A 25,615-nucleotide genomic window follows, 5' to 3' on the forward strand; every position below is an offset into this window, starting at 1 on the left:
GAGTTTAAGTCGCAAGCTGCTGGACGTCATTGGCGTTCAGCAGCGACTCCATCGCTCTATCGAATATCGGTGCAAACTCCATCATACCAACCGATCCTTCGCGTAAAGCCTTGATCAATGCGATGGATGAATAGATCAACAAGCGAGGCGTTTCTTCACCCTCGTTCAATTTGAATAGATAGAACGATTGCTGCGCATCTACCCACATCAAGGTCGCTGGCAGATAAGTCCCATTCGTCCAATATTCCACCGCCGTTCCCACTTGCATCCCGCCCAGCCATTTGACATCGGAACTAAGCAAGGTGCCCAGATCACTATCCAGATGCAAATGTGCCGATACGCCAAATTGCAGCAAGGCCGCTTTCAAACGTTCATCTGGTACGGTCGGTGCATGAATTTCCATCGCCACCACCGGCACACTACCGATATGCAAGCTGGAAAAATGCTGCTGCAAGCTGGCCAGTCCGATTGATCTTTTCATCGGATTGGTCTGTATCGTGCGTAGCACCTCGGCGTGCATCGCGACCAGCTCATCCATCACCTGCTTGGCCTCGCCCTCCGACATCAGCAACAATTGCAAACCGGTCTTGACCCTTTGCACCAGCTTAGGCAGCAATCGCATCAAGGTACTACGTTCGCTTGCATCCAGCTCTGCCTGCACGCTCCAGATCAGATCTGGAATGACATCGCGATACGGCTGGATATCGATCGCATCATTCTCACTGACGCAAACCAGCACGCGACTCCATACCTTGATGAGAAAATCGACTGCGCGCTGATCCGTCTCTATCGTGCTCAGACGTTCGCGCAAGGCATTGACGGTTTGCACCACGAGGACATCGTGCTGCTGTGGATTCTTTTGCGCATTCTCCAGCGCGTCGATTGCGTGTGAGACATCTGCATCTGACGCAGACAAAACATCTTCCACTACAGCATTGAATTGCGCCAGAGCTTCATCGAAGACTTTTGTATTTTCTTTAAAATCCTTGAGTACTCGCTCTACAGCCAGCGCCATTCCTGCATGAATTTCTTTGCCCGGCGTAGCCTCTGCATTCAATCCGCTCGCCATCGACGTAGTCCGGTTCAAGAATCGTCGAGCAGGATGATCCGGTTGCTGCAATACATCCGGATCCAGCATCGTCGCCTTCAGGAAAGGAATATGCAGTTGCGCCATGACACTACGGAAGGCAGGAGCAATCACCTCTTCGCTCGCAACGTAGTCGAATAACATGGCAACGACATCCATCGCCATCTTGTCCATGTCACTGACTTGTTCCAAATCCAGAACATCATTCAAATCAGCTTCTGCCTCTACAGCAACATCACCCTCGGCACCACCAACTGCCGCTTCCTGTTGCAGCTGCTGTAATTGACCGACCAATGGATGCGAACTTGCCTTCAATTCATCTTCAATATTTTTTCTATGGCGCGTATTCGCAGCGCCATCCGGATAACGCGGATTCGGTGGAATTCTGCCGGGCGCAGATTGATTGAATATTTTCCAGACAAAATCCTGCAAGATCGTTTGTCCATCCGGCGCTGTCGGCATGACATTGCCAACATTGATATCTCCATCCTTCTTCTGCAACTGCGCCAACACACGTTCCAATGCAGGCGATGCGTGCACTCTGTCTGATAACTGAGCAATGTTCTGGGAATTAGCCGCCGCTTGCGTCGTGCGATATTGACTTTGATTCGATGCCGCCAACATTTCACGATCGCGCTTCGTCAATGCGCTCGGCCGTGCCAGCAAACGTGCATTCACGCCATTCGACTCGAACACATCGCGTATCGCAGCAAAGTAGTCCGGCAATTGTTCCGCCAACGCACCTGACATGTGATCGAACAACATCGCGCAAACATTACTGTTGGTCGTCATTTCGCACAGCACATCGTGCAGAGCACGCGCCATCAAATAGGGACGAAACGGATTCTCACGTTCACGCACATCATGTTCGTCGTGCAACTGCGCAATCATCAGATTCAAGCGCCCTAAACTTTGCTGATCCGCATCGCGCAGGCGCAAGACGCGGCGCTCCACTTCAATCTGACGCGTAATCGTATCGTCATCCACCAGCGACAAAGTATCGGCAGAAACACCGTGCAAGCCCTGGCGCAAATCGCGATACATCGTCTGCATCGCACGCTCGACATAACCAAAGTAACTGACGTTCAGACGTTTAAGAAATTCCTGCCCATGTATCAGCAGAAATTCTTTCGACAAGGAGATCGTTTTTTGCTCGGATGCCGAGCTGGCGGTGGGAATCAGTTGTGTAATGCTGCTATTGGCGTCTTGCAGCATGCGCGCAGCAAGAGCAGAGAAGCGGAATAAGGCACGTTCCTTGGCCAACTGAATTACAGGTTTAATTGCATGCATTACAGTGGCCGTCTCCGACGATGATTTTCTAGCAACAAGAATTTTTCGATCATAACGCAAGGCTTGTTAGATGACGAGATTACAGTAGGTCGCACGCTCTAAATGCATGATTTAACACGACATTTGTCTCTCTTCGCACACATTTAACTCAAATTAACAAATCAAACGAACAAAGTAACAAACTCACTTGGTTCAGCAAATTCCATTCCCGCCGCAACAACATGCAGCTTGCCTGGAACGATGGGAAATAATTCGAGATGCGACGAGAAGAGAACAAGGCACAACCATTTCGATTGCACCTTGTTTCAGATATGCAGATAGTGCGGCGAAAACCGCTAGCGATTCAAACGCAGGATAGAACTATCAGCTCGTTGGCTGCAACAAAGCCAATTGCGCTTCAGACAGATACGCCCACTCGCCCTCTTCCAAGTCCAGCGAGTCCAGCGTCAATGAACCTATCGCGACACGACGCAAAGCCGAGCAGTGATTGCCGGCGGCAGCCAGCATGCGTTTGACTTGATGGTATTTGCCTTGCTCCAGCACGATCTCGATCTCGTTAGCGCTCAGCATCCGGCAAGTTTGCGCAGCCAGCGGTGCAGGTTCGTCATGCAATTGCACGCCACCCAGCAACTGCTCTATCAATTCCGGTGTCACCGGATCGTGCGTCGTGGCGACATACACTTTAGGGATATGACGTTTCGGCGAGGATTGCGCATGGATGAATGGACCGTCGTCCGACATCAACAACATGCCAGTCGTATCGTGATCAAGTCGTCCAACCGGCTGCAAGTCGCGCCAGGTGAACTGCTCCGGCAACAAGGTCAGCACGCCAGGATGATGGCTGGGCTTTCTTGAACATTCAAAATTGGCGGGCTTGTTCAACACGATATAAACGTGCTCGCGGTAGCGCCACACTTCTTCAAAGATCGTGAATTCCAGATCGGTAGTATCAAAAGCAGCGCGGTAATCGTCCACGACTTCGCCGTTGATGCTGACTTCGCCGTCTTCAATCAAGCCGCGGCAGTATTTTCTGGTGCCGTATCCCTGCGATTGCAGGATGCGGTCTAGGGTCAATTTACTCATGGCGGCACTGTACCAGAACAGGCGAAAATTATCAGCCGCGAGGCGAGAAAATACGTAAAACACAGGCAACTTGCAAGCCACCTTGTCAGAACAATAAGCGACTTTCAGTTTGCTTAGACATGCAGCGATTTTCTATTCACAGGCTGCTCACGATAAAATGCGGGTATCTATTCAAAAAGGAAAGCAGTCATGAGCCAGTTCTGGAGCCCTATTGTGCAAACACTCACGCCATACGTACCGGGTGAGCAACCGAAGTTGCCGGGCTTGATCAAGCTGAACACCAACGAAAACCCTTATCCGCCGTCACCAGCCGTCGCAGCTGCATTGCACGCAGTCCCTGCGGATACGCTGCGTCTGTATCCAGATCCTGACTCCAGCGCTCTAAAAGAAGCATTGTCGACTTATCACGATGTACAGCCGAATCAGATTTTCGTCGGCAACGGTTCGGATGAAGTGCTGGCTTTCGTCTTCATGGCTTTGCTCAAACACGAAGCACCGCTGCTGTTCCCTGATATCACTTACAGCTTCTATCCGGTTTACTCCAAGCTGTTCGGCATCGACTATCAAGAAGTCCCACTGACGCCAGCAATGGAGATAGACACTGCCGACTACGTCAACCAGACTTGTGGCGGCATCATCTTCCCGAATCCGAATGCACCAACCGGCATCGCATTGTCTTTATCCAAGATTGAAGAATTACTGATCAAGCAACCAAACGCAGTCGTTGCCGTCGATGAAGCCTACATCGACTTCGGTGGCGAAAGCGCAATGCCGCTGGTACATAAATATCCGAACCTGCTGGTGATCCGTACATTCTCCAAGTCGCGCTCACTGGCTGGCTTGCGTGTTGGCTTTGCCGTCGGTCATCCAAAGTTGATCGAAGCATTGGAACGTGTGAAGAACAGTTTCAACTCCTATCCTATGGATCGCATGGCGTTGGCAGGTGCAGTCGCCAGTTACGGTGATGAAGCTTACTTCCAGCAAACCCGAACTGCGATCATCGATAGCCGCGAGCAAATGACGCAAGCATTGGAAAAACTCGGCTTCTCCGTCTTGCCATCCAGCGCCAACTTCATCTTTGCACGACATGAATCGTATGCAGCCAGCCAGCTTGCTGCCGGTTTGCGTGAACGAGCGATCATCGTGCGTCACTTCAACCATCCGCGCATCAATCAGTATCTGCGCATCAGCATCGGCAATCCTGACGAATGCAAAACGCTGATCCAGACCTTGACCTTGTTGACATCAAATCATTAAGTCTTAAATTTTCCCGTACCGGCACATCTGGTACGGGAAATATCCCCGCATCTGATGCTGTAAGCAATCGTGTGCAAGGTGTATGCTTGGACAGACCCTGAAGGAGAACTCATGTCAGAACCGATCAAGCAAGAACCCGAAAAAATGTCTTTTTTCGCAACCATGGGCGCTATTTTCTGGTCCTTCATCGGATTGCGTCGCCGCTCTGATTATGAAAAAGACGTGACCGGCCTCAATCCTTTCTACGTCATCATTGCCGCTCTCATCGGCGTCGCCATTTTTATTGCGATCTTGTTGACGGTTGTGTCGCTTGTCTTGAAGTAACCAACCAGCAATCTAAAAACAGTGTGCGCACAGATATTCCGCATCAAGCGCGGAATATCATCAATTTATTCCCGCCCCAATGTACGTATGGCCTGCAGCGCCATCGAAGATATTTCCCCACAGACTTATCCACAGAAAATGTGGATAAAAATATATCGCACTCCATCACAATCTTGACGAATCTTCCACAAGAAGATCGTCGAATCAGGCTCTTCTTTCGGATTTAGTACTAGTACTACCTTCACGCGTCGGGATTTAGTACTGCTCCTATATTCTGCATACGCCAACTTTGAAATCATGTTGCCACTAGCCAATGGCCCATCACTTCAAGGAGGTGAATCATGCATCCCATTCAAAAGAAATCTCTGACGCTTGCTGTCCTATCTACATTGCCTGCGTCCTGGCACATCCGTCCGATGACCTTGTCTGCATTGCTCATGCTGGCGGCAGCTGCCGCACAAGCTGGAAGTATTGATTTCCCAAGCAATGGGACCATCGATATTGGCAATACGACTGAAACGATCGACAGTTTGACTGTCGGCAACAATGTCACTGGCACGCTTAATGGCGCCGGCGGCACATTGATATATACAGGCGCAACCAGTGGCTTCATTCTGGGCAGCACAGGCAACGGTGTCGCGCAGAATTTGAATATGTCCGGCTTGTCGAATTTTGTGTTCGATAACGCTGCGCAATCGTTTGAGGTGGGCGGCCGCTATGGCGGTTCCAACAATGCCAGCACTACCAGTGCCACACTGACCCTGGCCGAGAACAGCGTCATTACCACGTCCTCATTCAATGTCGGTAGCGTCGCCAATGGTGCTGCTAACGGTGTCGTCAATAGTGGCACCGTCAATCTGGGCGCAAACACGACGATTAATGCAGATGCCATTAACGTCGGAACCAGCGCAAAGTCCAGAGGTACGATTATCCTTGCACCAGGCGGAACCTTGGTCGTGCGCGGCACGGATGGCAGCAGCGCGGTTGCCAACTGGAATATCGGTACCGGCGGCAACAGCTCTCTGCAACCTACTGTAGGTAACGTCGATCTCAGCGGTGGCTCGGTCGATGCGCTGGTCACCAATCTGCTGATTGGGCAAAGCGGTCCCAGTGGCAACCAAGGGACGACAGGCACCTTAATAATGGGAAGCGGCACACTCGACGCGACATCGATCATTGTTGGGAAAAGCTCCACCGGCAGCCCTGCCAACGCCACAGGAACGCTGACAGTCAACAACGGCGGCACAATCACGGCACAAACCATCATGCTGGGCGACCGCTCCGCTGGCACTAACGGCACAGCCTCTGGCACATTAAACTTGAATGGTGGTACGGCCAGTGTACAAACCATCACACTCGGCAATGGCACCTCAGGCTCCGGCATAGTCAATTTGAATGCTGGCTCTATTCTTCGCGCGCAAGAAATTCAAGCTGGCGCAGGCACTGCCACGCGCGTTATCAACTGGAACGACGGAACCATGGGCAACTATGCTGATGGCGAAGACATGACCATATCCGGCGTCGACATCAGACTGGCTGGCACCGGCACGCATGCATTTCAAGTCGATGGCATGAATGCAGTCGCCACAGTCAATGCCGTCATCAGTAACGCTAATGGCGCAGGGGTAGCGGGAACGCTAACCAAGGAAGGCAACGGCACACTCGTACTCGCAGCCAATAATTCCTATAGCGGCGCAACCACTGTCAATAACGGCACGCTTGCGGTCAGTGGCTCCATCACCAATTCTGCAGTCACTGTCAACAATGGCGGCATCCTTGGTGGTAGCGGCATGGTCGGTAGTGTGGCAGTTGCCAATGGCGGCGTGCTGTCCAACTCACTCGGTAATTTGGCGGTCGCTGGCAATCTCGATTTCAATGCCGGTTCCATCTATCGCGTGCATACCGATGAAAACGGCAATGCGAATCGCGTCAACGTAAATGGCAACCTCACGTTGGATGGCACCGTAGATGTACGCGCTGCTGCCGGCAACTACGAGACAGACAGAAGCGTCGTCATACTCACCAATAACGGCACCCAGACTGGCACCTTCGCTGGCGTCACCAGCAACCTCGCCTTCCTGACGCCAACACTGGATTACAGCGCCAATGAAGTTGTACTTAATCTTGCGCGCAACGCCACCAGCTATAGCGACGTTGCCGGTACTTACAACCAGATTTCAGCCGCGACGATGTTGCAGGACGTGGCAGTTGGTGCGACTGGCGATACCGCTACGGTCATCAATGCTGTCACTGCCTTGTCAGCGGAACAGGCGCGCGCTGCCTACGATGCCATCGGTGGTGCAGGCCTGGTCGCGATGCGACGTGCCAGCCCTGCCTTTGCTGCCAACTTCAATAATCAATTGCGTGCACGCATAGCTACCGTTGGTGCTTGCTCCAATAAGCAAGCTGCACTCAATACACCAGTCATGCTGGGAGCCAACGATCAACTGTCGGATTTGCTGCCTGCACTGGCACCACATAAATTCTCGTCGGATGACTGCACTCCCGCTGCTGCTTCCTCAAATGGTCGCGGCTTCTGGATGCGTGCCTATGGCAATGATCAAGCAACCGACAGCGATGGCAATGCCGCGAGTACGCACAGCAAGGATGCCGGCATGAGCGTCGGCTTTGATGCGCAGGTTACGGAAGGTCTGGTGTTGGGCGGTGCAGTAACGCATGGTCGCTCCGACATCACGACACTGAACAATGAAAGCGGCAAGTCGAACGGCAATGCAATCGCAGTCTATGCAAACTATGCAAATGGTCCGTGGAATGTGACCGGCTCTGCCGTCCTCGCATATAACAACAACAGCATGCGTCGTCATATCAACTTCGGCAGTATCGACCGTACGGCACAGTCGCATTTCGACAGCCGCACTGCTTCGCTATATGGCGAAGTCAGCTACGACATGCCGATGACAAACTGGACCTTGCAACCGCTGGCAGGATTCTCGGCCAGCAATAACAAGACCGATGGATTTACCGAAACCGGTGCCGATGCATTGAATCTGCAAGTCGCCGGTGAAACTGTCAACTCCTTCAAGTCTCTGCTCGGTGCCAAGGCGACGATAGATACAGGCAAGGTTCAATGGCAACCACGCCTGATCTGGGCGCATGAATACGGCAATGCCAACGTGCCACTAACAGCACAAATGCAAGGGGCATCTACTGTATTCAATGTGCGCGGCGTTGATCTGCCGCGCGACTCTCTGGTGACCGGTTTGACGGTTTCTGGAAAAGCCAGCAAACGTTTGTCACTGTTCGCTGATGTGCAAGGTGAATTCAATTCACGCCAAACCAATCTCGGTTTGTTGATCGGCTTGCGTGCAAGCTGGTAACACACACCACATAGAGCATTCGCACTCTAACAAGCTGTAAAAAAACCGCCTTGATGGCGGTTTTTTTTACGACTGCGTTTTAATTTTAAATTTTGAATCAACATGACTCGATCAATTCACTTCCGATATGTGTCGCTACAAAGGGAAGTGGCCAAACATATTGCAAGCAAGTAATAAATATCAAGCTATTCCTCTGAATTTAATACCAGTCCGACCTTTCCGCATCGGCAATTAGTACTGGTCCCATATTTTTCAAATATGAATTTTGGAATGATGTGCCACTAGCCGAATTGGCTGTCACTTCACGATGGTGAATCATGAATACTTTTCAAAAAAACTTGCTTACAGTCGCAGTTCTGTCCACCTTTGGCGGTTTGCCGGCCATGGCTACGGCTGCACTCCTGGATGCCGATACCGAAGAACAACTGAGCGGCAATGTCGACACGAAAAACAATCGCAAACGTGCGTCTACCGCCACACCTGACAGCAGCGTGATGTCAGCAAACGGCGCCCTCGGCAATCAAGCCTTGAACGGTACCGTGACAGATCTGACCGATGTCACCATCGTCACCACCGCCAATGGCGCACACGGCATCGACGCCAAGAATGGCGACATCGTCAACGCCACCCGTGTCAACGTCAGCACTTCCGGCTTCAGTGCAACCGGTGTTTATACACAAGGTGGTAGCAGCAATGCGACTCTGGTCGATAGTCATGTTTCCACATCAGGTGCCTATGCTGCAGGTGTTCAGGCAGATAGCGACAGCAGCATACATATTCAAAACAGTCTGATCGAGACCAGTGGCGCCTCCAGTACTGGTGTTGTTATTGCCACCAACAGAGGAAATATCACGGTGGACCATTCGGATCTCCGCAGCAGCGGCGATAGAAGCTATGGCGTGGCATCCATGTACGGCAGCACTATCGGCCTCAGCAACAGTACGGTACTAACTACCGGCGCGAACAGCCATGGTGCTTATCTCTTTAGCGGCAAGGTTGATCTGCAGAACACGCATGTGCGTACCGAAGGCGCGAATGCCAGTGGAGCATATTTGAATGGTGCCAGCACACTCAACGTCGATGGCGGCTCGCTGGTCAGTGCACAAGGCAATGCGATTGAAGTATATGGCTTGGCAGGCACAGCAGGTGCAGACATCAACTTGACGAATGGCGCACAAGTCATCGGCGGCAACGGCACTTTGCTGCTGGTCGGCAATGACACAGCTCCCATCAATCTGAGCATGGATGGTGGTGTATATGCGGAAGGCGATATCGTTGCCAAATCGGCTGGTCTGTCTGCAGTGACCGATGTGTTTCTGAGCAACGGCTCGCATTGGCAAGGCGCGACCGATGGCGCGGTGAAGGAATTGTCGATGTCCAGCGGCAGTCTATGGACGATGACCAAGGATTCAACCGTAGGCGCGCTGGACATCAGCGACAGCACGGTCAGCTTCAAATCAGATGGCGGCTTCAAGACGCTGACGGTAAGTGGCGATCTGAGCGGCAACGGTTACTTTGAAATGAATAGCGATGTCGCTGCGCTGCAAGGCGATCTACTCAAAGTCGAAGGCAACGTCACCGGCTCACATCAAATTCTGATGCACAACAGCGGCAGCGAACCCACCGTTTCAGGCCAGCACTTGATGGTGGTACAGACTGAAGGCGGCGATGGCAAGTTCAGTCTGGCAAATACCGGCGGCGTAGTCGATGTCGGTACCTATCAGTATTCGCTGGAAAGCGGCAGTCAGGTCGGTGGGCGCGATACCGATCAATATCTGGTCAATACCGGACGCATCTCCACCGGCGCCGATGCAGGGATCAATACTGCCGCAGCAGGCCAATTAAGCTGGCTGACGGAAATGAACTCGCTGAGCAAACGTCTGGGTGAACTGCGTCTGGGCAAGGATGAAGGCGGCGCATGGGCGCGTACTTTTGCCAAGCAGCAGAATGTCGATAACAAGGTTGGTAGCACTTTCAATCAGCGTCTGTACGGTACACAGTTCGGTGCAGATACCAGCTTCAAAAAAGATGATGGTCGCTGGTACGTCGGTGGCATGGGTGGTTACTCCACCGGTAACCGCCGCTTCTCCAATAACGGCAGTGGCGAGACTGATAGCTACCATGTCGGTGCGTATGCAACCTGGGTCGGCAAGGATGGCGTTTATCTGGATGTGTTGAGCAAACTTAACTTCTTCAAAAACAGCTTCGACACCATCAGTACAGATGGCAGCCACGTTACCGGTAACTACAGCACGCCTGGTATCGGTATGTCGGTTGAAATCGGCAAACACATTCAGCTCGCCAATGACTGGTTCGTGGAACCGCAAGCGCAGTTGACCACCTTGTGGATCAAGGGGAAAAACTTCTCAGCCAGTAACGGCCTGCAATTCGAAGGTGAAGATTCGCAATCGATACAAACACGATTCGGCGGCATGGTAGGCAAGAAGATACAAACCGGCAACGGCAAATTCCTTCAGCCGTATGCCAAGTTGTCCGCCGTGTATGAATTCGACGGCGTCAATGAAGTGCGAGCGAATGGTATTGCCTTCGATTCCAATCTACGCGGTTCACGTGTTGAAGGCGGCTTTGGCGTCGCCGCAGATCTGGGCAATAACAATCGCCTGTATCTCGATCTGGAAACAGCCAAAGGACCTAAAGTCTCCGAGCCTTGGGGTATCAACATTGGTTATCGCTACACCTGGTAGTTCTCGATCTCTCCTTTTGCAGCCGTCCTCAGGACGGCTTTTTTATGCCTACACGTAACAGGCTCAGGATATGTTTTGCAAAGCTTGCCAGATCATCTTTTCCAAAGATGGCAACGCTGTGCGTATGGAGGAAAAATCATCTGCTTTAGCCATGGCTTCCAGCGCTGCACAAGCATCGACAATTTGCTGTTGCCGCTGCATCGCAAACGCGCCCTTGATTGAATGTAATTGTGCCAACACGATGGAGCCATCCTGACTGGCAATCGCGCTGGCTATCATTGCCAGCGATTGCTGACTGCTGTATTGCAAGGCTAGACGCAATTCTTCCGGCAACGGCTTGACGTCAGAGGTACGCGGTACATTTGTTGACGGTCGCAGAAACAGATACTTGCGTACCGTGCGTTCTATCTCATCCAGCGACATCGGCTTCAGCAAAATGTCATTAATGCCGGCATCCTTGCAACGCTGATGTTCATCGCGTGAAGCATGCGCCGTGATGGCAATAATGGGCAAGGTAGCACCCTGGCTGCGCAGTATCGTCGCAAAGGTATAGCCATCGATTTCTGCCATGCTCAGGTCGGTCAATACGATGTCGTAAGTATTTTCTCTGAAGAGCGCCAAACCATCGATCGCCCGCTGCGCCAGACTGATGCTGTAACCGAGCATTTCCAACTGGTCGCGAATCAAAGCCAGGTTGACGGGATGATCTTCCACCACCAGCACGCGTACGTTTTCAGCCGCTTTGTTTTTCGGGGCAGATAGCGCGGCCCGCTCTTCAAGTGTGAGTACCTTTTCTGGCATGAGCAGAGATTCAAGCGCTTTTCTTAAACTGTCCAAGGCATAACAAGAGACTATCGTGCGATGCTTTTCAATCACTGGGGAACGAGGACCATCCTCCAATGCATCGATCACCCAGGATGCCTGTTTGCATATCCTGTTTTCATCTGCAACACTCCAGAGACGCATGCTACCGAATAGAATCAATGGCAATTGGACGGCAGGAAACTCCTTCGGATCGGCAATCACGATGACCTTGAGACCGCATGCCTTCAGATAGGGAACAACCAATGCCTGCCACTCCTGCATCGGACACAGCAGCACTACCTCAGACTCAGGTAATTCCATCACACCCGGTGCGACATCCTGATTAACGGCCAATGGCAAGTTGACGATAAAGCTGCTGCCCTGGCCTTGGCGACTTTCGATGACAATCGTCCCCTGCATCAAATCCGTCAAACGCTTGCACAAGGCCAGACCAAGGCCGGTGCCACCGAACAGACGTGTCGTCGATGCTTCTGCCTGCGTGAATGGCTGGAATAATTCGCTCTGCCTTGCGGCGGAAATTCCTATACCGGTATCGCTGACACGAATATTCAACATGCGGCCCTTGGCACTTTCTACCGCGCCGACTTCAATCTTGATCTGGCCTTTTTCCGTAAACTTGATCGCATTGCTGAGCAGGTTGACCAGTATCTGCCGTATGCGTGTCGGGTCGCCGTCGTAATAGCGCGGCAGTGTCGGAGGAATGTTGTAAAACAGATGCAGACCTTTGGCATCGGCCAGAGGAATAAAGATAGCAATGGTTTGCTCGACCAGATCCAGAAGATCAAAACGTATCGTCTCCAGCGCCATCTGCCCTGCTTCTACCTTGGAGAAATCGAGGATGTCGTTAATGATATCCAGCAAGGTATGTGAAGAACTATTGACGATATTCAGACGGTCTTGCTGACGTTCAGTCAAGGAAGTACGCGCAAGCAATTCCAGATTACCGAGTATGCCGTTGAGCGGCGTACGAATTTCATGACTCATCACTGCCAGGAATGCAGACTTGGCATGATTGGCGGCATCCGCCGCCGCACGTGCTGCCTTTTCACTTTCAAACACACGCTCCGAACGCTGCAGAATGGGCGTAAAAATCTTCCTGTCGAAGAAGAAGATAAAGAACCACAAGAGCGCCAACAACAGCAAGGTGCCCCCTGCATAAGCCATGATAAAAGGCCCTTGCGCTGCCAGAATCGTACGCCATGAATAGGCATACGCCAGTATCCAACCAGTATCAGACAATGGCTCACTGATGGTAAAAGCACCATCGCGATAGATATAGTCAGCCGAATCCAGATTGCCCTCCCACGCTTTGCTCTCTAAAACTTTTTGCGTGAGGCCGGGATCAGTCGGCTTCTTGTACCAGGTATTCAAGATCAGATTGCCTTGACGATCGATGATCATGAAATTACCGTCGTATGGGTCTTCATGGAGCCGCTTCAACAAGATACGGGATGGGAAATTACTGACAAAGATAACGAACGGCTGCTCGCCATCGAAAGCCGGCTGTACCAGCTTGAATACCTCTTCACCTGTAAATGGATCACGTGCGGGCGGTAACCATGTGATGGAACGTGTAGCGTGCAGGGAATTGGCAAACGCTGGATCTTGCAGATTGCCGATATTCGGTGCGATCTTGTCGATCAGATCGCGAGTATCGCGTGCGCCCATCGTAAGCAAGGGATCACCGGTCTTCGGTGGCGGCATAATGGACAAGAAGTTATGCCCTGCATCGATGAAGTAACCGGAAAATGGCTGGCCGCGCTGTTGCGCACTGGCCGTCACGGTATAGGCCTGTGCCTCGGTAAATGACAGCATTTCCGTAAAGGACTGCGCTGGGTGACTGGGCGAAATAGCGCCAAACACCAACTGCGGGTTGACCTTGCTATCGGCTTGTACAACGAGGTGACCGTGATTTCTTTCAAACTCATCCGTCAGCTTGCTGACAGGCATGAAGGGCGTACGCCAGATCATCTCGGCGTTGATGATGCCACGTCGCATCGCAGCCTGTTTTGTTTCAATTTCCAGCAATAGCAGCGTCTTGTTGGTCAGGTAGACAGACCGTCCATCGGCAATATAGTTTTGGATATTGGTCCAGACCGCCAATGCACTGGCAGCCAACAAGGCCAGCGTCAGTACGATACCGCCACCCCACAGCACACTGCGTTGGTAACGTCCCAATAGCGTGATTTCACTGAATTTCTTCAGTGTGGCGACGACTTTGCTTTTTCTTGTTAGCGAGGCTGATCTATTGTCGGCAGGTGTCATACGCTATGCTCTAGGCAAAATATTAACGTTGCGAACGGCGATAGGAAAAACCGGCATCTCCATCTAAATCGACAGGATACAAAGAAGAATGCCCTCCAATTCGTACTAGTACCATAGTATCTTGATCATTTTCGTACTTGTATTATTACCCGTCAGATGAACAAACGATATAGTTGAGAGCATACCGTCAGACGATAAAACAAAGCGAGCGCCAGAAAAATTCGCTGATCAGCTTGGTGATGGAAACATAACGGAGGTAAGCATGAAAGAATTTTCAATACGTCTGATCATCGCTGATGACCATCCTGCGGTATTGGTCGGCACCAAACATGTGCTCGATACCGTCAGCACAGTGTCCATCCTCGGCTCGGTCAGAAACTCTACCGAATTGATCCGCTTGCTGGATAGCCAGCCTTGCGATGTACTGGTGACTGACTACGCAATGCCGGGCGGCGAATATGGCGATGGGATTACCTTGTTTGAATTCATCAAGCGACGTTACCCAACCCTGAAAATCATCGTCATGACGATGATGGATAATCCTGCCCTGCTACGCACACTGATATCAAATGGTGTCAGCTGCATCATCAGCAAATCCGACGATGCCTCACACCTGATTCCAGCTGTGCATGTCGCATACTCAGGCGGGACTTATTTTTCTCCCAGCATTGTAGAGATCATGCCTGCGCTAGGCGCAGAGGAACCTGGCTCTACCGTAGGGCAAGAACTGTCGACACGCGAACTGGAAGTCGTACGCCTGTATGTCTCAGGTTTGACGGTCAATGAAATTGCAGAACGACTGCATCGCAGCAAACAAACTGTGAGCACGCAAAAAAACAGCGCAATGAGAAAACTCAATCTGGAACGCGATGCAGATTTAATCAAGTACGCGATGGAAACCGGTCTGCTGTCTGCATCAATACCGCCTGTCCAAGCGCAATAAAAAATAGCGAGACGCATGGCGCTCGCTATTTAATTATCCATTCATCCACAGGGATGACACCCCTGACAAGTTCTACGCATAAGCTGCGGCATGCTGCGTCTGCATAGCCCACTCAGCTTCCACCACATGCAGGTGATTCGCACGGATCGATGCCTGCAAGGATGGAAGCGATCCACCTGCGTTATATGCAAAGCTCACATACAACTGGTCGCCAGCCTTGACTGCGACTGGCTCAGCCAATGGCAAGACCAGATAATGATTCAACCAATCGACAGTCGTCGACTGCTGCATAACAACGGCTAAAATGTTTTTGGTCACGAAGCGCAAGGCATTCACGGTACCTGCATGTTCAATTGCGAGCACGCCTTCCCATGCAATCTGTGCATTCACGGGCTGCGTAAAATCCAGAACTGAATAAACAGACGGTTGACCTAATTCAACGCTGTTTTGTTGGATGAAGGTTGGCTCCTGAAACTGCACGATAGGCGCGTTGTAGCCTTCAAAGCAGTAATCCTGTTGCAGTGGCTGTACCGCCATGATCATCGCTTCAGGGATGAAGATCGGCAACGGACCGCCGAATTTTTCCAGATAACGTTGTTTGAAGGATTCAACCACCTGTACCTGCTTCTCGCGCAGCATCGCGACGTGAATCATTTCGCAGATCACGACATCGACCGGCTCAGGCGGCAGGTATTCAAATGCATCGCCTTGGATGACTTCGACTTTGTCGCCGTTCACATTGTGCGCAAGGAAACGTTTTGCTTCTGCGACCAGATCCGGGTTGTATTCAACGCACCAGACTTTTTCTGCCTTGGCAGCGGCAAACCATGACAACACGCCCGTACCGCCACCCAGTTCCAGCACCTTGGCATCCGGCGCAACCAGATGATTGATCGCAGCCTTGAAGCCCGACATGCGACGGTTATCCATCAGCATATTGTGGTGGTAGTGCACAGGGATAAATTGGCCCAGATAACAGCTTTCAAGTTCGCGTTCGGTCAGCATGTGTTCATCCTTGTGGAGTGTCGATGGCGCACCATTTTCATCATGAAACTGGTAACGCGATACACCATTATGGTGACCGACGGGATAAAGCAAAGCCTAGATATGCTGATGTTTTACGCGACTGTTCGCTGATTGAGAAATCAGTTGTGCCTAAAGAATTTCTGGAGGAATACGGATGAAATGCGATATGGTCGGTCGCCCAACGCATATCGCATGGAGTCATTCCGTCGGAGTAACGTTGCCCATCACAACAGTCACCGTATGCGTGGCACCATCATCCAGCATCACTATGACCTGCTCCGAGACAGCAATACCATCAAGTTCTACTCGTACCACGCCTTTGCAGACACCCTGCGGATTCTGGATCGTAATGTTATAAACGGCACCACCATAGCGATAATGCAACTTGGTGCTACGCCATTCTGCCGGCAGACATGGATCGAAGCTGAGACGATCGGCCTGTATGCGCAAGCCCAGTATTGATTCCACGCCAGCGCGATACAGCCAGCCAGCCGCACCGGTGTACCAGGTCCAGCCGCCACGCCGCACATGGGGTGATTCAGCATAGATATCGGCGGCCACCGCGTACGGCTCTACTTTGTACGCGGCCATGCCGGTGCGTGAACTGGTGCGATTGGCCGGATTGATCATCTTGAACAGATCGTGCGCCTGCCCGCCCTTACCCATCATCGAGTAAGCAATCAGACACCACACCGCTGCATGCGTATATTGCCCACCGTTTTCACGCACGCCGGGCAGATATCCCTTGATGTAACCCGGATCGAGTGGCGTCTTGTCGAACGGTGGCGTGAACAGCAAAATCAAATCATCGCCCGGGCGTATCAAGTATTGATCGACCGAGTCCATCGCACGTTGTGAACGTTCCGGCTCACCCGCGCCAGAAATAACCGACCAGCTTTGTGCGATCGAATCAATACGACATTCCGCATTGCTGGCAGAACCGAGTGGCGTGCCATCGTCAAAGTAAGCACGGCGATACCATGCGCCATCCCAGGCATGCTGTTCGGTCGCTTTCTTCAGCTTCTCCGCATGTTTGCGCCAACGCATGGCACGCGCCTTGTCCTTGCGTGCTTCTGCCACCGGTGCAAAGCGCAATAGAGTCGCATACAGGAACCAGGCCAGCCAAACGCTTTCGCCCTTGCCTTCATGACCGACTCGATTCATGCCGTCGTTCCAATCACCACCACCCATCAACGGCAAGCCGTGTGGTCCTGCAGTCATGCTGTGATCCAGCGCACGCGCGCAATGCTCGTAGACGCTGACATGCTCGTCAGAGATATGCGCTTCAAAATAAGAGTCTTCTTTTTCCAGCGGTAGCGGATCGCCTTCGAGGAAAGGCACCATCTCATCGTAAATCTGCGCGTCGCCGCTGACTTCCACATAATGCGCAGCGCAATACGGCAACCAGATCAGATCATCCGAAATATGCGTACGCACACCGCGCCCGCTTGGTGGATGCCACCAATGTTGCACATCGCCTTCCTTGAATTGACGCGATGATGCGCGCAATATTTGCTCACGCGCCAAGGCCGGTGCCGCCATGACCAAGGCTTGCGTATCCTGCAATTGATCGCGGAAGCCGTAAGCACCACCCGCCTGATAAAACGCTGTACGCGCCCAGAAACGGCAGCTCAGCGTTTGATACAAGAGCCAACCATTGAGCAGGTAATCCATCGAACGATCTGGCGTCTCGACCTGTATCTTGTGCAGGATGTTGTGCCAGTTACGCTGACTCGCATCGAATACGGCTGTGATATCCGAGGCGCGGTAACGCTGGACCAACTCGCGCGCGGCTTCGGCACTGTCTGCCTGTCCCATCAGAAACACGATTTCCACTTCTGTATCAGCAGGGATTTCCACTACCGTCTGCAACACACCACAAGGATCGAAGCCTGCGCCAACACGATTAGACAAAATATTGCCTGCAGCCAGACCAGACGGTTTTTGGAAATTGCCATTACGACCGATGAATTCCTTGCGATCACCTGTCCATGCAGTTTGCTTGCCGCATAAATCGATGAATGCAACGCGATAGCCGAATTCGATATTCCACGGATTACGGGCAAAGAGTGCACCGCTTTCGGCATCTCTTTCCGTCGCGATGAATGGCACATTGTCTGCGCGCGTTGCACCCAACACCCATTCCACGTAGGAAGTAAGCGATAAGCGACGCGTACTGCGTGTAATGTTTTTCAGACGCAAATGACAAATCTTGACGGGGTCGTCCCAACTCACAAACTGCAGCAAGTCACTGACGATGCCACTGCAATTCAATTCGAAGCGACTGTATCCCTGCCCATGTCGCGTCATGTAAGTTGCATCCGGCACGCGTATAGGCGAGATGGTCGGACTCCACAATGTGCCACTTTCTTCATCACGAATATAGAAAGCTTCACCGGAAGGATCAGATACCGGATCGTTCGACCACGGCGTCAATTTATTCTCGCGGCTATTCAAACTCCAGGAATAACCAGCTCCGCGTTCAGATACGGTAAAACCGAAAACCGGATTGGCGATGACATTGATCCACGGTGCCTGTGGAATTTGATCCGGACCCAGCACGATCACATATTCGCGACCATCCTTGTCGAACCCGCCAAGGCCGTTAAACAAAGCCAGTTGCGGTGGCACGCCCGGTGGCGCACCGATAGGCGCATGTGTCTCGCGTTTCAACCACGAGAATGGTGCACTCTCTTCCACATCAGGACGCGCCTGCATCTGCTCGGCCAAACTACCTTGCCCGCCTTCCAGCACAACACGAGCCGAGGCCAGCAGCAAGGTACGTTCATCATCCGTAATCAAATCGGCACGTACGATAAAGGCACCACCACGCTCCGCCTGTTCCTGCTGCGCAGAGAATGCCTGCGCAGCACGTACCATGCCTTCCATCGAAGCCTGCAACTCTTGCGCATACGACGCGCCTTTTTCATTCAGGATCACCAGATCGACCGGCAACTGCTTCATGCGCCAGTATTCATGCGCACGCAGGAGTTGCGACACCAAGCGCAAATCTTCCTGCTTGGCCATACGTAACAACAGTATCGGCCTGTCGCCGGAAATTCCCTGCCCCCACAATCCGGCATGACTTAAACGCATGGCACGTATCACGCGCCCACTGGCGCGCGATGACAAATCAGAGAACAGAATGCGGCTCGCCAGATGCTGGAACAGCTCCGCCTCGTAATGTTCTATACGCAAATAATGTAATTGCACTTGTGCATGCGTCCACACCAATGCGGAAATCCGCGAGAACGCCGAACCATCATGATATTTATCCGCCAGACTGATGATCTCTTCGCGAGAATTAGCCGCCATCGTGGTAAACACCAAATGCACGACTTCATCCGGCTCTATCCGTACACGTACGCGGAGGCTGAAAATCGGATCAAGCACCGCTCCCACCGTATTCGACAAAGGACGACCATCGCTGATGGAGATCGGGTTACGTACTCCCTGACCGCGTCCGATAAAGCGTGCACGGTCGGTTTCATATTCAATACCAATGGCACTATCGCTACCCTCGCCGCGCGCCACTACATGCGCAGCCCATGGACGTGTTTCGCCATCCTTGCGTGGACGGCGTGATGCCAGCAATCCCCGTACATCATGTAGATATTCGGTTTCGACAAACAGATTGGAGAAAGCCGGGTGCGCAATATCGGCATTGACTGGTGCCAGCAACACCTCCATATAGGAAGTCACTTCAATATAACGTGCGCGTGAACCAGTATTGGTCAATGTCAGACGACGCAATTCAGCATCATCTTCCGGCGAAACTATCACTTCCAGCATGCTGGAGATCGAACCGTCAGCGCGTGAGATACGTACGCGATCCTCGGCGAATTTGACCTGATAAGAATCCGGTTCAACTGCAGTCGGCTGGAAACCGGCCGACCAGTAAGCACCGCTTTCCGAATCGCGCAGATAGATGTGACTGCCCCAATGGTCACGCGTCGCATCTTCACGCCAACGCGTAATACCCAATTTATTCCACAGGCTGTAACCGGAACCTGCCGCCGTCATCATGACGGCGTAATGTCCGTTGGAAAGCAATTGCGTTTCCGGTGTCGCTGTCATCGCACTATTAAATTCCCGCGCAACTCCCGACTCAGGCATGACGACGGTTGGCCGCTCTCGCTCTTCGCGTAGCGTCAACGATGCCGGCTGTACCCAACGTGGCTGCGATTCATGCAAGAGCAATTCGGCAGAACGAATAATCGGTTCATGATGGAAGCGATGCCGCATCACATTACGATTAATCACGTTGCCAAGTGAGACCAGCAACATGCCCTGGTGATGCGCCATATACGCACGCACGATGGCCATGGTCTGATTTTCCGTGCGACGACCAGGCGTGAAATCCAACGCTTCATAAAAACCGTAACGCCCAAGCGCGCCCATTTCTGCCAAGCGCCGGAAATTGGCAACCGCACTCTTAGGCATATACATCGCAGCCAGACCGGTTGCATACGGTGCGATGACTATGTCTTTTTCCAAGCCACGCTTCAACCCCAGTCCGGGGACTCCGAAGGCTGAATACTGATAAGTGAAGGCACGATCACGCAAATTAAGCGCCGATTCGGATATGCCCCACGGCACCTTGCGTTCCTTGCCATATTCAATCTGGCGCGCCACGATATTGCGACAGGTTTGATCCAGCATGCTGCCACGCGGCATTGATATCACCAGCGACGGCATCAAGTATTCAAACATCGAGCCAGACCATGAAGCCAATACTGGGCCATGCAGACCTGGCAACATGCGACGACCAAGACGGAACCAATGCGATGGCGGTGCCTGCCGCTCGGCAATCGCCACCATACTGGCGAGACGTGCTTCGGATGCAAGCAAGTCGTAATAGCTATCATCAAGACGAGCTTCATCGACGTTATAGCCAATGGAAAACAGTTTTCGCTCTGGTGACATCAGGAAGCGGAAATCCATATCAATCGCCATCTGACGTGCAGCTTTTTCTATCGCTTCCAGGCGTTCCAGCCATTGAACAGCAAGCATCGCAGCCTGCATCAATGCACCATCCAGCATATCGAATAGCGGCTGCGGGATGACATTCGGGTCAAGTCTATTCTGTGAAGCAAACAAACGTGCAATATCACGTCGCGCCGACAGATAGCATTGCGGCAAATCCTCCAGCGCGACATTCATGCTCACCTGATCATTGACGAGCTGCCACAACTCGGCATTCTGTTTATTTGCCGCATCCTCTGCTTCCAGATGTGCCCACGGGATAATCACGATGAAATCGTTGCAATGCATATGTACAGCTTCCCGCAGCTCATTCGCCCAGGTCAGCACTTCATTATCTGGCATCTTGATTTCAGCTGAAAACGCTTGTGCCAGATCAAACAGATCCTCCGAACGTTCGGCCATTTTTTTCCAGAATGCATAGGCTGGCGGTGCTGTACTTGTTCCCAGCAAGAGATCACTGAACTGTTCGGCACACTTGCGCAATTCATTAATGGTTACTGTTTGCGTACGCAGCTCGCGTCCGATACCGTCTATCGCTAAACGCAATAGCAAGACTGAATCGCGCATCCCGGCTACAGTCGTCGGTCGCAACACATTCTGTTCGCGCGCATCTTTGCACGCCTGTGCCAAGGCAAACAAATGACCGGCGAGATTGCCGCTATCAACAGTCGAGATATAACGCGGCGATAGTATTTCCAGTCGCTCGGTTTCATACCAGTTGTAGAAGTGACCGTGATAACGCGGCAGCTTTTGCAACGTCTCCATCGTCGCTTCCAACCTGCGCATCATCTCGCTCAAACCGATCCAGCCAAAATCGCGCGCCGTCACAATCGACAACAGATACAAGCCGAAATTGGTTGGTGAAGTACGATGCGCAATCACCGGTTGCGGATCTTCCTGGAAATTATCCGGCGGCAAGTGATGGTCTTGCGCCACCACAAAGGTTGTGAAGAAACGCCAGGTGCGACGTGCAATCAGTCGCAGCTCTGTTTCTTCATCAACATCCAATTCTTCAACATTGGTTTCTGCCGGCGGCAAGCTAATCGCACGTGCGATGAACGGACCGGCCAGCCATATCAAGCAAAACGGCAACGCCAGCCACCAACCGCTTGGATTGAATAGAAAGACCATCACGGCAGTCGCCACGGCGATCAACATGCCGATGCGACCACGCCATATAAAGCTGGAGATAGAATATTTTTTTGCGCGCCGGACTTGTGCTGAAGTCACCCATTCCAGCAATTTCTTGCGAGTAAATACCAGACGAACCAGCGTCCGTACTATCGCATCCAGCATCAACCACGAATACTGCGCCAACATCGCCAGTGAAATGAACACCACCGCAATCGTATCCGGCAGAACTGCCAGACCGCGACGCCAATGCGCACGGAAAGTAAGATCATCACGATGCGGTAACAAGTCTGAAAGAAAGCGAAACACGGCTGGAGGCGCCAAACCGACCAGCGCCAAGACTACCCACGGCCAAGCCTGTGTATGCCCCACACAGAAAGCTGTTATCAGCGTGAGTAAAATCGCCGGTGCAGTCAGTGAACGGCGCATGTTATCGGCGATTTTCATGCGATCTATCATCGACATCGATACGCGACCGCTATGTAATAGCCACGGCAGCAATTGCCAATCACCACGCGTCCAGCGATGCTGACGTGCTGCAGCCTCCTCAACATGTGAGGGAAAATCCTCAAACAATTCGACGTCATTCACCAGTGCACAACGTGCCAGCGCACCTTCGAACAAATCGTGGCTGAGCATGGTGTTTTCCGGCACCTTGCCGGAGAGCGCCAACTCGAATGCATCAACGTCGTATAAACCCTTGCCGGAATAACTGCCCCAGCCAAACACATCCTGATATATGTCCGATACGGCCCCACCGTAGGGATCGATACCGCCACGTGCAGAGAAGAAACGTCTATATAAAGTACGTTCCTGCTGCATAGGCAAAGTCGGTGTAATGCGCGGCTGCAAAATGCCGTAGCCTTCAACCACTTGTAACGTCTCGGGATCGTGGCGCGGTTGATTCAATGGATGCGCCGCCACACCAACCAGCGCACGCAAAGCACCTATCGGCAAACGAGTATCAGCATCCAGCGTAATCACATAACGCACGTTATGCGGCACAGGAATCTCATCCAGCAAGAACGAGGTATCGAGCGCATTGCGTAGCAAACGATTGAATTCATGCAGCTTGCCGCGCTTGCGTTCCCAGCCCATCCACTTACCTTCTGCCTCATTCCATAAACGGCGACGATGCAGGATATAGAAACGTACTTGATCAGTCTTGCTCGGACCATAACGCGCATTCAGTTCTGCAATACCACGTCGCGCCTTTTCCAGCAAAGGCAAATCTTGCGGCATGTGTTCATGCTTGGCATCAGCCCAGTCAGACAGCAAGGTGAAATAAACTTCGCCATCAGGATTGGCAAGGTAATGTGTTTCCAGTTGCTGCAGTTCTTCCTCTATGCCTTCCTCGTTGGTCAGCATCACAGGCACAGCAACAAAGGTGCGTACATTCTCCGAGATATCGACCAACTCCAGTCGCGGCAAATGGCGCGGCCAGAATAAACGCATCAATATTTTATTGACGAGCGTGATTGCAATATCAATCGCTGGAAAAAGACCCGCAATAATCAATATCGTCAATGCAACTGCAGGTATCCCTTTGCCATACGCCGTCCATAAAGGGAATGCCAGAATAATCAGCGCAACCGGAAAAATTGTCAGTGGGTAATACAAGCTGGCATGCGCGATGTAGTGCCGTCTGAGTTTTTGCGAAAGATGCGGCTGATAACCCAACTCTGCTTCCAGATCGGTTCTGCCACCACCGAGCAAATAATGCCCAGGATCAAGCGCACGTTCATCAGCGACGATGTCATCGTGTGACATCTGACTACGGTGAAATTCTATTTTTCGCACCAGCGCATCAGCGATCTGCTGTTCTGAATAGCGCGCATTCAATGCAATTTGCTGAATGATCTTGCGATAACGATCGCGTGTTAAAAAATCCAGTTCGGCATAATTTGGCAAGGTCAGCAACTTCTGCTCGACCAGACTCACCGACTCAAAGAAAACGCGCCAATCGTAGGCGGAGATCGTACGCATGCTGGTGATGATGTTGCGTATCGTCTGATTGGATGCGACTTGCGTTGTATGTTCACTCAACACAATATCGTCTATCGTCGGACCCTGATCAACCAGACGCGCACCAAGTGCATCAAGCAGCGGTGTAAAGCCCGGTTGCTGATAACGCAAGCGTTGTACTAGCTGCACGACAAACGGCTGCAACAAGCGTCCGGGTGGCAAGACGATTCCCGGTTGTTCGTTCTCCGGCATCTTCTGCGCCATCGCAATCAATTCATTTGCAAAGTCATCCGCAGCCTGACGCGCAGCCTGTGCCTTGACGACACGTACTGCAACGCGACGCAAATGTTCCAGCAAGACAGCGCGCATGATAATGGGCAAGGCCCATAGCTCCGCCATCGTTAACTTTTGCGCACTTTGATATGCACGCACAAAACGCAAGAACACATCAACGTCGAAATGATTATCCGTATGTGCAGCGAACTCCCAGCACAAACCATAAATTCTTGGATGACCGGCATGATCACCACTGGATAATTTTGGCAAGGATTTGTACAGACGACGCGGTAAATTTTCCTCCACACCGACTACGCTCTCCTCCACCACGTGCAAGTTATCGAGTAACCATTCCGCCGCAGAAGTAATCGCTCTACGTTCAGCGGTAGCCTGCTCTATTGCCGCGTGCGCAGCAACCAGCACCTTGCCATTTTCACGTGCAGCGGTAGAGAGATTGACGCGACTCGGCGCCGGACCTACTTTTTGAATTGAAGCGAGATGCGCTGCATGTGCCTCTAAACGTTCCGCGCTGAATATTTCCACACGCACTGGCTCATCAGAGGAGTTAGATGCATCTTCTGTAAATGAAAAATGCTGATCTTGACGGAAAAATTTCTTAAACAAGATCGGCCTCACTTTGCTCACGGGAAAAATTCTCCGAGATAACAGACTGATTCACGCTATGGTCGCGTGTTCTGTCCTGAGCAAACTGGACTTTATTGATAAAGGAAAAACGCATCCCGCATGGGAAATCTGCATGCGCATAAGTAGTACTGACCATATTTCTTCCTCCCCGCTAATGCGGTTTTTAGATTGACATGGTGGTCCATATTTTGCTCAGTTGGAGATGCAGAACGAACAAGAGTTCCCAACTTTGTGACGTGCAGCAAGATTGAAGAGGCAAACGAGTACTACAGCACGCCTCGCTATATGTTGATCCTCTCACCGCAGGAAAACAATAGACTTAATGAAAGACTATGAAGAATATCTTGTAGAAGAGATTACCACGCACAACGAACTAATCAGTGTTGCACCATTAAAAGCCATGAAATACCTGGCATTGTGCGTGGCATGTAAAAAATGCCGGCATTATTTGCAATCGATGCCAGTCTTA

General features: G+C 51.9%; 10 protein-coding genes. 5 read left to right on the forward strand and 5 right to left on the reverse strand.

Features of this window, described 5'->3' with window-relative positions; all coding sequences use genetic code 11:
• Positions 1–4: 4 nt before the first annotated feature.
• Positions 5–2,377: a DUF1631 family protein gene (locus AC07N2_RS14840; RefSeq protein WP_494778945.1), complete on the reverse strand. Its 2,373-nt coding sequence runs from the start codon at positions 2,375–2,377 to the stop codon at positions 5–7.
• Between the two features lie 363 nt (positions 2,378–2,740).
• A complete protein-coding gene (locus AC07N2_RS14845; RefSeq protein WP_494778946.1) occupies positions 2,741–3,460 on the reverse strand; it encodes a pseudouridine synthase in 720 nt (239 codons plus the stop codon).
• Between the two features lie 189 nt (positions 3,461–3,649).
• On the opposite strand from AC07N2_RS14845, the gene hisC reads away from it, so the two are divergent.
• From hisC to AC07N2_RS14865, 4 genes are all read left to right on the forward strand, one after another.
• On the forward strand, positions 3,650–4,717 hold the full coding sequence (gene hisC, locus AC07N2_RS14850) for a histidinol-phosphate transaminase (protein WP_494778947.1): 1,068 nt from the start codon (positions 3,650–3,652) through the stop codon (positions 4,715–4,717).
• Positions 4,718–4,828: 111 nt separating this feature from the next.
• Positions 4,829–5,041: a DUF2970 domain-containing protein gene (locus tag AC07N2_RS14855; protein WP_494778948.1), complete on the forward strand. Its 213-nt coding sequence runs from the start codon at positions 4,829–4,831 to the stop codon at positions 5,039–5,041.
• Positions 5,042–5,382: 341 nt separating this feature from the next.
• Positions 5,383–8,379, forward strand: a complete 2,997-nt coding sequence (locus AC07N2_RS14860) for an autotransporter outer membrane beta-barrel domain-containing protein (RefSeq protein WP_494778949.1) — start codon at positions 5,383–5,385, stop codon at positions 8,377–8,379.
• A gap of 317 nt (positions 8,380–8,696) precedes the next feature.
• A complete protein-coding gene (locus AC07N2_RS14865) occupies positions 8,697–11,084 on the forward strand; it encodes an autotransporter outer membrane beta-barrel domain-containing protein (RefSeq protein WP_494778950.1) in 2,388 nt (795 codons plus the stop codon).
• Between the two features lie 63 nt (positions 11,085–11,147).
• On the opposite strand, the gene AC07N2_RS14870 is transcribed toward AC07N2_RS14865, so the two are convergent.
• Positions 11,148–14,174 (reverse strand): ATP-binding protein, encoded by a 3,027-nt coding sequence (locus AC07N2_RS14870; protein WP_494778951.1) that lies wholly within the window; start codon positions 14,172–14,174, stop codon positions 11,148–11,150.
• Between the two features lie 262 nt (positions 14,175–14,436).
• Here AC07N2_RS14870 and AC07N2_RS14875 point away from each other — a divergent pair, with 262 nt between their 5' ends.
• Entirely contained in the window at positions 14,437–15,117 is a 681-nt protein-coding gene (locus tag AC07N2_RS14875; protein ID WP_494778952.1) for a response regulator, read from the forward strand.
• 72 nt (positions 15,118–15,189) lie between these two features.
• Here the strand turns inward: AC07N2_RS14875 and AC07N2_RS14880 are convergent, their stop codons facing one another.
• Positions 15,190–16,122: a class I SAM-dependent methyltransferase gene (locus tag AC07N2_RS14880; RefSeq protein WP_494778953.1), complete on the reverse strand. Its 933-nt coding sequence runs from the start codon at positions 16,120–16,122 to the stop codon at positions 15,190–15,192.
• 219 nt (positions 16,123–16,341) lie between these two features.
• On the reverse strand, positions 16,342–25,125 hold the full coding sequence (locus AC07N2_RS14885) for a GH36-type glycosyl hydrolase domain-containing protein (RefSeq protein ID WP_494778954.1): 8,784 nt from the start codon (positions 25,123–25,125) through the stop codon (positions 16,342–16,344).
• Positions 25,126–25,615: the final 490 nt, after the last annotated feature.

It is taken from the genome of Herminiimonas sp. GW821-FHT09C12, assembly GCF_059416385.1.

Coding starts and splice junctions, on each gene's coding strand:
- AC07N2_RS14870 (WP_494778951.1), bottom strand. CDS start 14,174: ATGACACCTGCCGACAATAGATCAGCCTCGCTAACAAGAAAAAGCAAA.
- AC07N2_RS14875 (WP_494778952.1), top strand. CDS start 14,437: ATGAAAGAATTTTCAATACGTCTGATCATCGCTGATGACCATCCTGCG.
- AC07N2_RS14860 (WP_494778949.1), top strand. CDS start 5,383: ATGCATCCCATTCAAAAGAAATCTCTGACGCTTGCTGTCCTATCTACA.
- AC07N2_RS14840 (WP_494778945.1), bottom strand. CDS start 2,377: ATGCATGCAATTAAACCTGTAATTCAGTTGGCCAAGGAACGTGCCTTA.
- AC07N2_RS14845 (WP_494778946.1), bottom strand. CDS start 3,460: ATGAGTAAATTGACCCTAGACCGCATCCTGCAATCGCAGGGATACGGC.
- AC07N2_RS14855 (WP_494778948.1), top strand. CDS start 4,829: ATGTCAGAACCGATCAAGCAAGAACCCGAAAAAATGTCTTTTTTCGCA.
- hisC (WP_494778947.1), top strand. CDS start 3,650: ATGAGCCAGTTCTGGAGCCCTATTGTGCAAACACTCACGCCATACGTA.
- AC07N2_RS14880 (WP_494778953.1), bottom strand. CDS start 16,122: ATGCTGACCGAACGCGAACTTGAAAGCTGTTATCTGGGCCAATTTATC.
- AC07N2_RS14865 (WP_494778950.1), top strand. CDS start 8,697: ATGAATACTTTTCAAAAAAACTTGCTTACAGTCGCAGTTCTGTCCACC.